A 14908-nucleotide genomic window follows, 5' to 3' on the forward strand; every position below is an offset into this window, starting at 1 on the left:
GCCCTGTAGGCCGGGTAAGGCGCAGCCGCCACCCGGCAAAACATCGCACACTTACTTCTGAAACGGATGTACCTCCCGCCAGTGGTCGGCAATCTGCTGGCGGGTACAGACCCACACCCGCTCGTGCTGCTGCACATAATCCAGGAACCGCTGCAGCGCGCGAAAACGACCCGGTCGCCCCAGCAGGCGACAGTGCATGCCGATGGACATCATCTTCGGCGCGCTTTCCCCCTCTTCGTACAGCACGTCAAAACTGTCCTTCAGATACGTATAAAACTGCTCGGCGGTGTTAAACCCCTGCGCGGTCGCAAAGCGCATGTCGTTCGCATCCAGCGTATACGGCACTATCAGGTGCGGTTTACGGGAGCCGTCGCTGCAGGCCACTTCCGTCCAGAAGGGCAAATCGTCGCCGTAGTAGTCGCTGTCGTAGTCAAAACCACCGTGCTCCACCACCAGTTGGCGGGTGTTGGGGCTGTCGCGCCCGGTGTACCAGCCCGTTGGCGGCTTACCAAACAGGTCGGTCAGAACGTGCACCGCCTTGTGCAGGTGTTCGCGCTCCTGGCTGATGTCCATATTCTGATAGTGGATCCAGCGCCAGCCGTGGCTAACCACGTCGTAATCCGCGGCTTTGATCGCCTCAACGATCTCCGGGTGACGCGCCAGCGCCATCGCCACGCCGAAGACCGTCAACGGCAGGCCGCGTTTCTGAAATTCATTGTGGATCCGCCAGAACCCGGCGCGACTGCCGTATTCGTAGAGAGAGTCCATCGACATGTGTTTGTCCGGGTAGCTGGCCGCGCCAATGATGTCCGACAGGAACTGCTCGGATCCGGCATCGCCGTGCAGAACGTGGTTTTCTGCCCCTTCTTCGTAATTGAGCACAAACTGCACGGCGATGCGCGCCTGATTCGGCCACCGCGCGTGCGGCGGGTTGCCCGCGTAACCGCGCAGATCACGCGGATAATCCTGTTCAAAAAGCCCCATTGCCACCCCCAAAAAATTAAAATGGATTCAATGCCTGAAAATGCCCGCTTAACGCTTTGTTCTCCGGGAACGCCAGATCGCCGTGCTTGCTGGTCGACAGCCCCAGCGCCACCAGCGATTCCACCATCTTCACCGCCGCGCTGACGCCGTCGATCACCGGCACGCGCAGCTCGCGGGTCAACTCTTGCGCCAGCGTCGCCATGCCGCCGCAGCCCAGCACGATGGCGCCACAGCCATCCTCTTTCAGCGCCTGTATACAGCGCGCGCGTACTTTCTCCTGCGCCAGACCGCTGCCGTCTTCCAGCGCCAGCACCGGAAGGTCGATGGCGTGCAGCGCCGCACAATGGTCCTGAAAGCCATACTGGTGCAGCAGATGACGGGCAATGATCAGCGTGCGCGGAAGCGTGGTGACCACCGAAAAGCGCGTCGCGACCAGCGTCGCCATATGCATGGCGGCTTCGGCGATGCCGATTACCGGCCCCTGCGCCAGCTCGCGCGCCGCCAGCAGGCCCGGATCGCCAAAGCAGGCGATCACGTGACCGTCCACGCCCTGCTCCCTGCCTTTTTTGATCTGCTCCAGGACACCGACGGCGGCGATGGCCTCATCAAAGTGGCCTTCTATAGACGGCACACCCGCGCTCGGGCAGACCGCGAGGATCTCCGTTCCCGGTGCCGCCACCGCGCGGGCTGCCGCGCCGATGGTTTCCGTCATGGCGAGGCTGGTGTTGGGGTTGATCACTTGTATACAGACAGACATTACGACTCCTTGTGGCCGGCAAACAGCCGGGCAAAATCAGGCAGGCACTCGCCCGCCCGCTCGAAGCAGAGGCTGGCGACGATATGTTCAAAATGGTGCATTAATGCATCGCTTAGCGGCTGGAGCGCCTTCTGGCGCAGCAGATCCACCAGCTGCTCGTGATCGTTGCAACGGCAGCCCTGACGCCACGGCGCGCCCCAGGTGGCAATCACCAGCGAAGAACGCTGGCTCAGGCTGGTCACCATCTCAGTGAGCACCTGGTTGCCGGAGATGGCCTGCAGCTGAATATGGAAATTGGCGGAGTGGCGGATCGCCGCCGGGCCGTCATAGGCCTCGTGCGCCTGCTGCTCCTGACGAATAATGGCCTCCAGCGCGGCAAGATGCGGCGGCTGGCAGTGCGCCAGCACGTCCGGCAGGTTAGCGACCTCCAGCAGGGCGCGGGTGCGGAAGATGTGCCGCGCCTCTTCCACCGTCGGGCTGGCGACGTGTGCACCACGCTTGGGCGTCAGGGTGACCATTTGCACAGCGGCGAGTCGTTGAAGCACCTTGCGGATGCCCGTGCGGCTCACGCCAAAGACCTCGGCCAGCGCCTCTTCCGGCAATTTGCTCCCCGGCAGCAGCTGGTGTTCGACAATCGCGGTCATCAGCGCCTGGAAGATGGATTCGTCTTTATCATGCAGGTCTGGCGCGGTTTGCAGGGCGTTTATGTTGTTCATTCACCACTCCTAATTTTACTTTCCGTTATCGAATCGTATACATAAAAATAAAATATTGCATACAAGATTTATTATTTTGGCCTGGATCCTGCAACACCGTTTGCACTCCCACTCAACGGGTTTTCATTCACAGGAGCAGGTTTCATGCCAAACAGTCAAAACGCACAGCAAGGTACGGCCGCTGATTCCGGTGCGGTTTACAGCCCACGTCTTTGCAATGAGGATCTGGCACCGACGCGTGACCAGAACTGGAGCTGGTACAACATCTTTTCGTTCTGGATGTCGGACGTTCACAGCATGGGGGGTTATGTTGTCGCCGCGAGCTTCTTTACACTCGGGCTGGCAAGCTGGCAGGTGCTGCTCTGCCTGCTGGTGGGGATTTGCATCGTGCAGTTGTGCGCCAACCTGGTGGCCAAACCGAGCCAGATGGCGGGCGTGCCCTACGCGGTGATCAGCCGTCAGGCGTTTGGCGTGTTCGGGGCCAATATTCCGGCGGTGATCCGCGGGCTGATTGCCTTCGCGTGGTACGGTATTCAGACCTATCTCGCCGCCAACGCGCTGATGCTGGTGGCGCTGAAGTTCTGGCCGTCGCTCTCTTCACTCACTACCGGCGCATTCCTGGGCCTGTCGCATCTGGGCTGGATCTGCTTTGCCATTATGTGGGTCCTGCAGGCGATGGTCTTCTGGCACGGCATGAGCGCCATCAAGCGCTTTATTGATATCGCCGGTCCGGCGGTCTATGTGGTGATGCTGGCCCTCGCCGGCTGGATTGTATACAAGACCGGTTTTGACGGGATCTCCTTTACCCTCGCCAGCAAATCCCTGAGCGCGGGCGAGCAGACCTGGCAGATGATCACCGCCACGGCGCTAGTGGTCTCCTACTTCTCCGGTCCGCTGCTCAACTTTGGCGATTTCTCCCGCTACGGCAAAAGCATGGGTGAGATCCGCCGCGGCAACCGCTGGGGGCTGCCGTTTAACTTCCTGCTGTTCTCCATCGTCACCGTAGTGATTGTCTCCGGCACCCAGTCGCTGTTTGGCCGCATGATCACCGACCCGATTGAGACCGTCAGCCGCGTGGGCAACGATCTGGCCGTGGCGATTGGCCTGCTGACGATGATCACCGCCACCATCGGGATCAACATCGTGGCGAACTTCGTCTCACCGGCGTTTGATTTCTCTAACTGCTCGCCGCAGAAAATCAGCTTCCGCACCGGAGGCATGATTGCCGCCGTTGGCTCGATCCTGCTCACCCCGTGGAACCTGTTCAACTCGCCGGAGCTTATCCACTACACCCTGGACGTGCTCGGGGCGTTTATCGGCCCACTGTTCGGCATCCTGATCGCCGATTTCTACCTGATTAAACGCGGCAAGGTGTCGGTTGACGATCTGTTCGACGACACGCCAAAGGGCAAATACTGGTACCGCAACGGCTTTAACCCGAAAGCCATTGGGGCGCTGATCCCGTCCGTTGCCGTGGGCCTGGTCATTAGCTTTATCCCGGCCCTGCATGAGGTGGCAAACTTCAGCTGGTTTATCGGCGTCTTCCTCGGTGGCGTCACCTACCGCTGGCTGGCGCGGGAAGAGCGCGAGACGGCAGGTGCGACGTCGTTTGGCTCCCGCGTGGCGACGCAAAAAGAGTAATTCCCTCCCTCCGGCCGCAGCATCTTTGCGGCCCGTTCATTCTGGCACCGTTCTTGCTGAGCCTTCTTACCCCCCCGCTACGCACACACGAAGGCAGGAACCATGATGGAATACCAGACTGCGATACGCGGTGCTTTTTTTGATATTGCCCGGGTCTGCGACAGCGCAGACGCCATTGCCCAGCACGCGCGCTACCTTGAGGACGGCCTGCTGTTTATCCAGCACGGAAAAATTCTGGCACAGATGCCGTGGCAGGAGGGCGAACAGTATCTTGACCCGCACAAAGGCTATACCGACCTGCGCGGCAGGCTGCTGCTACCCGGTTTTGTCGACACCCACGTCCATTATCCGCAAACGGAGATGATTGGCGCCTTTGGCGAACAGCTGCTGGAGTGGCTGACCACCTACACCTTCCCGGTGGAGAGCCAGTTCGCCGATGAGGCCTATGCAAAAGAGATCGCCGAATTTTTCATTAACCAGTTGGTGAGCAACGGCACCACCACCGCGCTGGTGTTTTGCACGCTGCATCCGGAATCGGTCGAAGCGCTGTTTACCGAGGCCCTGCGCCTGAACATGCGCCTTATCGCTGGTAAGGTCATGATGGACAGGCACGCGCCGGACTACCTGAGCGAAGACGCGAAGCAGAGCTACCGGCAGACCCGGACGCTGATCCAGCGCTGGCATCACCGTGGACGGCTGGGCTATGCGATTACGCCGCGCTTTGCGCCGACGTCATCACCCGAGCTGCTTGCGGCGGTCAGCCTGCTCAGAGAGGAGTTCCCGGACACCTGGCTGCAGACCCACCTGAGCGAGAACCCCAACGAAGTGGCCTGGGTGAGCGATCTCTGGCCGGAGCATGAGCGCTATCTGGACGTGTATCACCACTACGGCCTGACCGGCGAGCGCAGCGTGTTTGCCCACGCGATCCATCTGCACCACAGCGAGTGGCAGTGCCTGCATGACACCGGCTCAGCGGTGGCGTTTTGCCCCACCTCTAACCTGTTTCTCGGCAGCGGGCTGTTTCGCCTGCCCGCCTGCTGGCAGCACAGGGTGCGGATGGGCATCGGCACCGACGTCGGGGCGGGCACCACCTTCAGCATGCTGCGCACGCTGGGGGAGGCCTACAAGGTGGGCCAGCTTCAGAGCTACCGCCTGCGCGCCAGCGAGGCGTTTTATCACGCCACGCTGGGCGGTGCGCACGCCCTCCGGCTGGACGATAAGATTGGCAACTTCGCGGCAGGCAAAGAGGCGGATTTCGTGGTTATCGACCCCGACGTAACGCCGCTGCAGCGCCTGCGCAATCGTCGCTGCCAGGATATCTACGAGCAGCTCTTTGTGCTGATGACCCTCGGCGACGAACGCAACATCAGCGAGACCTGGGTCAACGGCGAGCGGGTGTGGTCAACTGCCCCGGTAGGTTGACCACCCGCCGGGAGCAATCACAAACGGCAGATGAAAATGCTCGTCTGCCGTTTCACCCGTCACAAACTCAATGTGCGCGCAGGGATAGATCGTCTTCCGGCCGGTATCGCTAAACCACGCGCCGATCTCCGCCACCAGCCGATAGCGGCCCGCGGGCAGAGAGGGAACGAACGCGGCGATGCGTCCCTGGACGTTGGTCACGCCCGTGGCCAGCGTCTTCCCGTCCTGTTGCAGATGAACCGTCACGCCCTCTGCGGGTTTGCCCGTCGAAATATCGAGGATATGGGTGCTGAGTGTGCTCATTCGTGAATGACTCCTTCCAGTCGCAGCAGCGTAATTTCCCGCAACTGTTCCAGCGCGGCACGGATTTCCTGCGCGTCGCTGTTCTCCAGCCTCGCGTGCAGGGCCTGTAATATCTCCTCGCCGCTGCGTCCCTTCGCGCGGATCAGAAAGACGCGCCCAAAGCGGGCTTCATAGCGGGCATTACCTTCACGCAGCGCCTTGGCAAGGGCGGTATCGCGATCGTTCACCGCGCCCTGTTCCTGGCGCGACAGTGCCGCCTCCGCCGCTGAACCCGCAGGCTTTTCCCCGATGCGCGGATGGGCGCTCAGGGCTTGCGTTAAGGCCGCTTCATCCCAGCGTTGCGTCAGGGCCTGCGCCGCAATGAACAACGCGTCCCGGCTCGAATAAGGCCGCCCACTCACCAACGCGTCGGCCCAGCCGGGTATCGCCACACAGGGCTGAAGCAGCGTAAAAGCGTCTTTCTCAGGCAGCTGATTGAAGTCGTGCAGTGCGATCATAGGTTCTCCTTGATTATCCTCCTTCAGGTTAGTGCACAAACCACGCCACTCTTGAGACAAACGTGAAACAGTCGATTCCGGATGGCTGACCAGGAAATTTTTGATTCATAAAAAGGCACGCTCACCGCGTTTGCGCACCTTAGCAGTGCAAACGTCTCCCTCACAACGCCGTTTTCACCACTCTGCAGCCTGGTACGCAAATTGCTGAATGTCTTTACACCCTGCAAAAGGAGAGAAGCATGAGAGCAATCGTTATTGGTGCGGGTATTGGCGGCCTGAGCGCCGCCGTCGCGCTCAAGAAAGCGGGCATCGACTGTACCGTGTTTGAAGCCGTAAAGGAGATCAGGCCCGTCGGGGCGGCCATCTCCATCTGGCCGAACGGCGTGAAATGCATGCAGCACCTCGGCATGGGCGACATCATCGAGACCTACGGCGGGCCGATGCGTTTTATGGCCTATAAGGATTACCGTCGCGGCGATACCCTGACCCGCTTTAGCCTTGCCCCGCTGGTTGAGCGTACCGGCGGGCGTCCCTGCCCCGTCTCGCGCGCTGAGCTTCAGCGCGAAATGCTGGACTTCTGGGGGCGCGACAAGGTGCAGTTCGGCAAGCGCGTCGAACGCGTTCATGAAGACGAGGCTGGTGTGAGCGTCACCTTCACCGATGGCAGCACAGCTGCCGGGGATTTCCTGATTGCCGCCGACGGCAGCCACTCGGCGGTTCGCCCGTACGTGCTGGGGTACACGCCGGAGCGCCGCTACGCCGGCTACGTGAACTGGAACGGGCTGGTGAAGATTGACGAGGAGATCGCCCCGGCGCACCAGTGGACCACCTTCGTTGGCGAAGGCAAACGCGTGTCGCTGATGCCCGTCTCCGGTGGACGCTTCTACTTCTTCTTTGACGTGCCGCTCCCTGCGGGTTTGGCGGAGGATCGCACTACCCTGCGCGCCGATCTCACGGGCTACTTCCGCGGCTGGGCGCCGCCGGTGCAGAAGCTTATCGCGGCGCTGGATCCTGAAACCACCAACCGGATTGAAATCCACGACATTGAGCCGTTCGACAGCCTGGTACGCGGCAACGTCGCGCTGCTGGGCGATGCCGGGCACAGCACCACGCCGGATATCGGCCAGGGCGGCTGCGCAGCGATGGAAGACGCCGTGGTGCTGGGGGAATGCCTGCGTGAAAACCACAACATCACGCTGGCGCTTCGGCAGTACGAGGCGCTGCGCTGCGACCGGGTGCGCGACCTGGTGCTGAAGGCACGTAAGCGCTGCGACGTCACCCACGGCAAAGACATGGCGTTGACGCAGGCCTGGTATCAGGAGCTTCGAGAGGAGACCGGAGAGCGCATCATCAACGGTCTGTGCGAGACCATTCAGGGCGGCCCGTTAGGCTGAATGTAAGAGGGATAATGATGAAAAGAGAACCGACTCCACCCGCCCACTGTACGTTTGAGCCAGAGGACTGGCTGCGTCTGGCGAAATGCTGGCATCCGGTCGCGCGCGCCTGCGACGTCGGTCCGGCGCCGGTCAAAGCGACGCTACTGGATGAGCAGCTGGTGATTTACCGCATTAACGACCAGGTCGTGGTCGCCCGTGACGTTTGCCCGCACCGCGGCGTGCCGCTGACGCTCGGCTTTCACGACGAGCACGGGATTATCTGCCCCTATCATGGCTTACGCTTTGGGGAGGGCGGGCGTTGCAACCGTATTCCCTCCAGCCCCGACCAGCCCGTTCCGGCGAAGCTGAACCTGATTAACTACGCCGTGGAGGAGCGGTTCGGGCTCATCTGGACCTGCCTGGCGTTTGATCCGGAAAACCCCGCGCCGCTGCCCACCATGCCGCACTGGGATGACGACGGATTTCAGCAGATTAACTGCCCGGCGTTTGAGGTCAACGGCTTTGCCGGACGTCAGGTAGAGGGTTTTCTGGACGTGGCGCACTTTGCCTGGATCCACACTGATACTTTTGCGGACCCGAATAACCCGCTGGTGCCCCACTATCAGCCTCAGGAGACGCCGTTTGGCTTCGTGGCGGATTACTGGAGCTCCGTGAGCAACTATCCCGCCAGCTCCCCCGTGCAGGCTCCGGAAGGGTTCCAGTGGTTACGCCATTTTGAGATGCACCTGCCGTTCACCGCCACCCTGACGATTCATTTTCCGGGTGAGTCGAGACTGGTCATTATGAACGCCGCATCGCCGGTGTCATCGCGCGTGACCCGCATGTTCGCCCCTATCGCCCGCAATTTTGACCTGCATATTCCGGTGGAGGATGTGCATGCTTTCAATCTGCGGATTTTTGAAGAGGACCGTCTGATGGTGGAAACCCAGCGTCCGGAACGCCTGCCGCTGGACCTGACCCTGGAAGCGCATATCCCCGCAGATAAAAGCTCGATTGCCTACCGTCGGGGACTGAAGAAGATGGGCTTTGGCGAGTTTTTCCTGGTATGACGGAGGCCGATATGCTGAGCGTGATTGTTGACGGGTTGTGGCGCGAGGGCGACAAAAGCCTCGCCGTCAGGCTGGTGGCGGAAGACGGCGAAGCGCTGCCACCGTGGCAGCCCGGCGCACACATTGATGTTCACCTGCCCTGCGGCGTGGTTCGCCAGTATTCCCTGACCGGAGCGTGTGGCGGCGAGAGCTACCTGATCTGCGTGGGGCGGGAAACCGCCTCGCGCGGCGGGTCGCGCTATGTTCACGAGACGCTGCGTCCCGGGCAGAAGCTGATGATATCGGCCCCGCGCAACCTGTTTCCGCTTCAGCAGGCAGAGCGGGTTTTGCTCCTGGCGGCGGGAATTGGCATTACGCCGCTGTATGCGATGGCCCTGCAGCTGAAGGCGACCGGAACGCCGTTCACGCTGCACTACTACGTCAGGAACCGGGAAAGCGCGGCGTTTGCGCGCGAACTCTCGCTGTGCGATGAGTGCATCATTCATACCGCCAGCCCGCGCACCGCGCTGGCGGAACATCTCCCGGCGGCCGAATCGGGCCTTCACGCCTGGGTCTGCGGACCTGCGGGGTTTATGAAAAAAATACGTGAGGTCGCCACAGCAAAGGGATGGGCTGACGCCCATCTTCATAGCGAGGCGTTTCAGCCCGTTGCGCCCGCCGCAGGCGGTGAAGCTGGGGAGATCTTCACGGTCAAGCTGGCCTCCACCGGGGAGTGCTGGCCGGTGCCTGCGGATAAAACCATCGCCCAGGTGCTGCAGGAAAATGGCGTGGACGTGCCGCTGTCATGCGAGATGGGGATCTGCGGAGCCTGCCTGACGCCGGTGATTGACGGCGTGGTGGATCACCGGGATAGCGTGCAGTCGGAGGCGGAAAAAAGCGCGACGGACCAGCAGGTGGCGCTGTGCTGCTCGCGGAGCCATTCCGGGGAGCTGGTGATTGGGCTGTAAACCGTCTGCACACGCTTTCTTGCCGGGTGGCGCTGCGCTTACCCGGCCTATAATCTGTAACAATATCAATATATTGCACTATTCATTGTAGGCCCGTGCAAGCGTAGCGCCGCCGGGCGAAACTTACAAATCGCGCTTTGCCAGCCCGTAAACGGGCTCGCTATCCTGCCACGCATAATCAATATGGCTGGCCTGCTCGCGCGCCAACGCGTCATCGCCCTGCAATCGCGCCGCCAGGGTAAAGGCGAAATCAAACACTTTACCCAGCCCACGGCCGCTCAGCAGATTGCCGTCTTCTACCACGTCGGCATCGACGTAGATGCCATCGCTGACTGTTTTCCACAGATCGCCGGAACAGACATAGCGACGCCCCTTCAGCAGTCCATTGCCGCCCAGCACGCGGGCGGCGGCGGAACAAATCGGGCAGATATATTTGCCCGCTTCATCGTGGCGGCGGACGAAGGCAATGACCTCCGCGCTTTTCGCCAGGTTAACGCTGCCTTGCGGGCCGCCCGGTAACACCACGGCGTCAAAAGTCCGGTCGAGGCTGGCCTGCAGAGTACTGTCCGCCACCATAGGGATGGCGTGATAGCTCACCACTTCGCGACTCTCGCCGCAGGCAATCGTCTGCACCGTAATATTCAGGCGGCGCAGGATATCGATAGTGACAATCGCTTCCCCCTCTTCAAAACCAGGGGCTAATAGCACGGCTACGCTTTTCATTTTGCTCTCCATTGCTTAAGGGTTACCAGTACGGGTGCCAAATCTGTCGCAGCCGCGCCAGCAGTTCAAGATAGAAATAGTCTCCCCAGCTACAGCACTGATCGACGCCCTTACCGCTGCCCATATGATAAACCGAGTGCTGCAGCAGCCCTTCGGTCGGATCGTCGTCGTGAGCAAGGTAGTTATCGGTCAGCGACAGCGCAATACGCAGCGCCATCTCTTCATAATACGCACGGTTTGCGTCGAGCGTCGGCAGCGCCTTGACCAGCTCCAGCAGGCCACAGGCGGCAATCGCCGCCGCTGAACTGTCGCGCACGGCGTCGGTACCGAGCAGCGCCAGATCCCAGTGGCAAACATCATCTTCCGGCAGACGGTTGAGGAAGTAATGCGCCAGGCTGCGGGACAGCTCAACCATCTGCTTATCGCCGGTGTGCTGATAGCTGAGCAGGAAGCCGTAAATGCCCCATGCCTGGCCTCGCGACCAGCACGAGGTATCGCTGTAGCCCTGATGGGTGTTGCCAAAGCGCGGCTCACCCGTCTGCACATCCATATAGTAAGTGTGATAAGTCGAGGCATCTTCACGCACGATATAGTTCGCGGCCTGTCCGGCATGAGCCGTCGCCGCCTGCGCATAGCGCGGATCCCCGGTCTGTTCGCTGGCCCAGTACAGCAGCGGCAGGTTCATGTTGCAGTCGATGATCATTCTCCCCTGCTGCTCCGGGTCGTTTAAATCACCCCACGCCTGAATAATGTTGGCCGTCGGGTTAAAACGCTCCATCAGGCGCTCGGCTGCCAGCAGCGCCGACTGGCGAGCGGCTTCGTTGCCGGTGAGGCGCCAGGCGCTGATGCAGGAGAGCGAATAGAGGAACCCGAGATCGTGCGTTGCGGTGTCGATGCGCTGCTCAATACGCCGGGCGAACGACGGTAAATAGCGTTCGGCGGCTTCACGATAATGCGCTTTGCCGGTCATCTCCCACGCCAGCCACAGCTGGCCAGGCCAAAAGCTGGTGGTCCATTCCACGTTATCGGTGCGCGGCCAGACCCCCTTCTCACAGGCCTCACCGGGGAACTTATCGCCGAAGGCGACAATATTGTTGTCGAGCTTGCGCGTGACGCGGGCTAACGCCGCTTCCAGCTTCTGGCTCAGTGCCAGGCGATCGACCTGATGCAGCTCGATCGGCCGCAGCGCTTCGGTGATAACAGACTTGGTCATAACAACTCCTGAATTAATGTTTGGCCGGTTCAACCGGGGCGGTATCTAAAGCCGGAGCAAAGGATCGTGAGTCATCGCGCGTCGACTGGCAGCGCGACAGCGTAAAGGCGGAAATCAGCGTAAATACCAGGGCGCAGCTGCCCATCAGCAGATAGGTATGCTCAAAGCCAATCTTGTCGTACAGATAGCCGGCAGGTGGGGCGACCACAATCGAACCCACGTAAATCATCGCCTGGTAGCCCAGCAGGTACATCGTGGCGTTAACCCGACGATGGAAATGTTCGGCGATGTATTTGAAGACGGAGATGAGCAGCAGCGCGATCTCGACGCCATAAAACGGTTTGATGATGGAGATAACAATCGGGTCACTGGTCAGCCCGGAGGCGATCAGCCGTGCCCCGACCACGCAACCGCAGAACAGCAGGCCGCGCTTAGCGCCGTAGTGGTTCACCAGCCACGGGATAAACATCATCATCACGAACTCCATCCCCGACTGGACGGTACTCAGGTAGCCGTACCAGGCATTCCCCTGCTCTTTGGTGGCGAAGAACGAGACGAAGTAGCGCGGGAACTGCTGTTCGGCGATAAACATCATCCACGCCACCCCGGCGACATAGAGGCTGAACATCCAGAATTTGCGGTTTTTCAGGAGCATCAGTACATCGGCGAAGACGATCTTATTAGCGGAAATGACGCTGTTATTGCGCAGTTGCTCATCGCCGATTTTGAGGCTAATCAGCACCAGCAGCATCAGTACCGAGGTACCGCTGCTGAGGAGAAAGTTGGCCAGCGGGGTGACGTTAAACAACAGCCCGGAGACCGACGCCGCCATCGCCCAGCCCAGTGAGCCCCACATTCTGATGCGGCCAAACTCCAGCCCGTACAGGCGGCTAAAGCGGTCGGCGTAAGATTCAGACGCCGCCACACCGGCGTACCAGCCCAGGCTCAGATACAGCGCGCCGATGATAATCCCCGCCATCGCATGGCTTTGCAGCAGCGGCTGGTAAACCAGCGCAAAAAACGGCGCCATCAGCGCAGAAATGGCGCAGACAAAATAGAGCAGCCACTTGCTCATGCCGATTTTGTCCATGATGTAGCCGTACACCGGCTTCAGAACCACCGCGAAGACGCCATTTATAGCGAACACGCTGCCGATGGTGACGCTATCGAGGCCCACTTTCTGGCTCAGCCACAGGGCGTACAGGCCAAAGCTGGATGACCACGTGAAGAAGTAAAGGAAAATAAAGGTACTCATTTTGTACTGAGCGGCGCGTACGGACGATGATGTGCTCATAGCGATGCCTCCGGAGCCAGAACGAGCGTCGTTTCTTGTCGTGCCGTCACGAAGCGTACCGCGTCATCGCTAATGAAGGCCTGCGGGCAGCGTTGCGGATCGAAGTCGGCGGCATTTCCCGCCCACACCGCGCTGATTAACACATGCGTACCGGGGTCGAGCTCGCCGCGCAGCACCGGCACCGCTGCGCGCTCGGCGAACAGCAGATTACTGTTTGGCGGCGTCAACACCGTCTCGCCGCGGCGAGCGTGCGGATGTAAACAGAAAATGGCTGAGACATCCCGGGCATCGCGTAACCAGCACGCGCCTTCACTCTCGTGTACCTGCGGCTGCGGGCGGTTTGCCAGGCTAAAGCCACCTTCCGCGCAGTCCAGCGCGCGCCGGGTATTGATACGATGAACGCGCAGTTGCCAGTCGCCCAGCGCCAGCAGCCAGCTTTCAATCACCACGTCGTGCCACGGCAGCCAGCGGCTATAAATAGTGCCGTCAGCGGTGACCACGTGCTGACATTCGCGACGGCCACGCCAGTAGTTGTCCTTTTCGGCCAGCAGCAGCATCGAATCGGGCGCGGCATGGTTCAGGCCGTAGCGGCCGCGTTCGATGGTGAAGCCAAAGCGGGTGGAATAGGCAAATTTGCAGTATTTCGCTTCGGTGTTCACGAAGTTGTTCAGCTCCAGCTGGCCGGACGTCAGCATCCACAGGTGGTCGGCCTGATGTACCACCACCTGATCCGCGTGGGCTATCGTGTGCTGCGCGGGCAACGGCGGCAGCGGCAGCTCAGCCGCCTGCCAGAAGGCGTCGTCCTCATCTAATGCCAGCACCAGCAGGGTCTTCAGGCCCCAGTACGGCGACCCCGGCGCGTTGTAGTCTTCCGCCATCGCCAGGTTCGGATAGCTGTAACCGACGCTCAGTACGCCGTCGCGGTCGAATATCGGCTGCTTCAGCCACCAGCGCAGATGACGCAGGACGATGCCCTTCATCACGCCGGGCGAAAAGACTTCCAGCCCGGCGAAGGCCGCCGCACTCCAGAACGCCGCCTCGGCAAAGCGGTAGGTCAGGCTACGGCCAAACGGGATCGCCGCGCCGTCTTCAGCAAAGAAATGGATGAAGTCAGAGGAGAAACGCGCGGCCCGATCGCGCAGCGTTGCACAGCGCTTCGGATCGACCCCGGCCATGAGCTTCGCGTAAATCAGGCCATAGAAATGGAAGCCCATCGAGATGTAATAGTCGCGCGGCCGTCCCGTACCATCGGAATACCAGCCATCGCCGAGGTAGTAGTGCTCCATGGCAGCAAAATGATCTTCCAGCGCCTGCGGGTTGGTCGGCATGCCGCAATAATGGAAGCCGACCTGCACCAGAATCGGGAAGAAGTGCCAGTTGTTATCGGGGATTTCCTGGGTCTCGCACTGCTTTAGCCAGCGCCATAAATGCCCTTTCTCCGTCTCAGTGAAGTGTGCCAGTACGGTTTCACCCGCCAACGCCAGCAGCAGCCCGTAGGCCGCCATCTCGACGATTCGCTGATCGTAAGGCCCGACATCGCCCCAGTAATCAGCATGCTGCGGATCGGTGCCGTTTTTTATCGCCTGTAAATAGAATGAGAAGTGCTGCGGCTCGCTGCCGCCAGCCAACAGCGGCGTCACGCCCCACAGCAGGCGGGAAAACGTTTCCATGCTCGCCACCTGCTGACCGTAGTGAGCGGTAAAGTTCGCTAAATCAATGCGGCTGGCGTCTTTTTTAAACCAGGGCGCCACCGCGTTCAGCATGTCGTTGACCAGCCGTAGCACCTCTTCCCGGCTTGTCAGTGGATTATCCAGATGAATATTTTCAGGTTGCACAGGGTCCTCCCGCATTACACGAGGGTAGAGATAAGTTATTGTTATTAGGCTTTTTAAAGCCACGGGTGCGACGTCTGAATGAAGAGTAACTGCTTTTATTCCTGGCGCTGAGTGAGCAGACTCACAAAAT

The 14908-nt window shown here is 60.5% G+C and carries 13 protein-coding genes and 1 pseudogene; 5 read left to right on the top strand and 9 right to left on the bottom strand.

The window, feature by feature from the left end; genetic code table 11:
• Nucleotides 1–51: 51 nt before the first annotated feature.
• From puuE to ACMGGE_RS08990, 3 genes and pseudogenes are all read right to left on the bottom strand, one after another.
• On the bottom strand, nt 52–951 hold the full coding sequence (gene puuE, locus ACMGGE_RS08980; protein ID WP_223540544.1) for an allantoinase PuuE: 900 nt from the start codon (nt 949–951) through the stop codon (nt 52–54).
• A pseudogene (locus ACMGGE_RS08985) lies at nt 872–1741 on the bottom strand (aspartate/glutamate racemase family protein); the annotation flags it as partial. The gene puuE and the pseudogene ACMGGE_RS08985, both read right to left, overlap by 80 nt.
• A complete protein-coding gene (locus ACMGGE_RS08990; RefSeq protein WP_048027304.1) occupies nt 1741–2457 on the bottom strand; it encodes a GntR family transcriptional regulator in 717 nt (238 codons plus the stop codon). The gene ACMGGE_RS08990 and the pseudogene ACMGGE_RS08985, both read right to left, overlap by 1 nt.
• A gap of 144 nt (nt 2458–2601) precedes the next feature.
• On the opposite strand from ACMGGE_RS08990, the gene ACMGGE_RS08995 reads away from it, so the two are divergent.
• Nucleotides 2602–4098: an NCS1 family nucleobase:cation symporter-1 gene (locus tag ACMGGE_RS08995; RefSeq protein WP_008499855.1), complete on the top strand. Its 1497-nt coding sequence runs from the start codon at nt 2602–2604 to the stop codon at nt 4096–4098.
• Between the two features lie 102 nt (nt 4099–4200).
• The gene (guaD, locus tag ACMGGE_RS09000; RefSeq protein ID WP_048222411.1) at nt 4201–5520 is read left to right on the top strand and encodes a guanine deaminase; all 1320 of its coding nucleotides are present in this window, start codon (nt 4201–4203) and stop codon (nt 5518–5520) included.
• Here the strand turns inward: guaD and uraH are convergent.
• Both uraH and uraD read right to left on the bottom strand, forming a co-directional pair.
• Nucleotides 5500–5823, bottom strand: coding sequence for a hydroxyisourate hydrolase (gene uraH / locus ACMGGE_RS09005; protein ID WP_196364781.1), 324 nt, complete (start codon nt 5821–5823; stop codon nt 5500–5502). The two genes, guaD and uraH, sit on opposite strands and share 21 nt — an antisense overlap.
• Entirely contained in the window at nt 5820–6320 is a 501-nt protein-coding gene (gene uraD / locus ACMGGE_RS09010) for a 2-oxo-4-hydroxy-4-carboxy-5-ureidoimidazoline decarboxylase (RefSeq protein ID WP_196346100.1), read from the bottom strand. Before uraD ends, uraH begins: the two co-directional genes overlap by 4 nt.
• A gap of 239 nt (nt 6321–6559) precedes the next feature.
• On the opposite strand from uraD, the gene hpxO reads away from it, so the two are divergent.
• Genes hpxO through ACMGGE_RS09025 form a run of 3 tightly spaced genes read left to right on the top strand, consistent with a single transcriptional unit; the run spans nt 6560 to nt 9713 of the window.
• The gene (gene hpxO / locus ACMGGE_RS09015) at nt 6560–7714 is read left to right on the top strand and encodes an FAD-dependent urate hydroxylase HpxO (protein ID WP_048222407.1); all 1155 of its coding nucleotides are present in this window, start codon (nt 6560–6562) and stop codon (nt 7712–7714) included.
• 14 nt (nt 7715–7728) lie between these two features.
• Nucleotides 7729–8766 (top strand): molybdenum cofactor-independent xanthine hydroxylase subunit HpxD, encoded by a 1038-nt coding sequence (gene hpxD, locus ACMGGE_RS09020; RefSeq protein WP_420293672.1) that lies wholly within the window; start codon nt 7729–7731, stop codon nt 8764–8766.
• 11 nt (nt 8767–8777) lie between these two features.
• Nucleotides 8778–9713, top strand: coding sequence for a PDR/VanB family oxidoreductase (locus ACMGGE_RS09025; protein WP_420293673.1), 936 nt, complete (start codon nt 8778–8780; stop codon nt 9711–9713).
• 123 nt (nt 9714–9836) lie between these two features.
• On the opposite strand, the gene ACMGGE_RS09030 is transcribed toward ACMGGE_RS09025, so the two are convergent.
• Genes ACMGGE_RS09030 through ACMGGE_RS09045 form a run of 4 tightly spaced genes read right to left on the bottom strand, consistent with a single transcriptional unit; the run spans nt 9837 to nt 14778 of the window.
• Nucleotides 9837–10436, bottom strand: a complete 600-nt coding sequence (locus tag ACMGGE_RS09030) for a DJ-1/PfpI family protein (protein ID WP_196346097.1) — start codon at nt 10434–10436, stop codon at nt 9837–9839.
• 22 nt (nt 10437–10458) lie between these two features.
• Nucleotides 10459–11649 carry a glycoside hydrolase family 88 protein gene (locus ACMGGE_RS09035; RefSeq protein ID WP_045908342.1) on the bottom strand — a complete coding sequence of 397 codons (1191 nt, stop codon included), beginning with the start codon at nt 11647–11649 and terminating at the stop codon, nt 10459–10461.
• Nucleotides 11650–11662: 13 nt separating this feature from the next.
• Nucleotides 11663–12943, bottom strand: a complete 1281-nt coding sequence (locus ACMGGE_RS09040; RefSeq protein ID WP_063621329.1) for an oligosaccharide MFS transporter — start codon at nt 12941–12943, stop codon at nt 11663–11665.
• Nucleotides 12940–14778 (bottom strand): DUF2264 domain-containing protein, encoded by a 1839-nt coding sequence (locus tag ACMGGE_RS09045; RefSeq protein WP_420293674.1) that lies wholly within the window; start codon nt 14776–14778, stop codon nt 12940–12942. The genes ACMGGE_RS09040 and ACMGGE_RS09045 overlap by 4 nt, the downstream gene beginning before the upstream one ends.
• Nucleotides 14779–14908: the final 130 nt, after the last annotated feature.

It is taken from the genome of Enterobacter sp. BNK-22, assembly GCF_048684805.1.
In the GTDB taxonomy this organism is placed as follows: domain Bacteria; phylum Pseudomonadota; class Gammaproteobacteria; order Enterobacterales; family Enterobacteriaceae; genus Enterobacter; species Enterobacter quasiroggenkampii.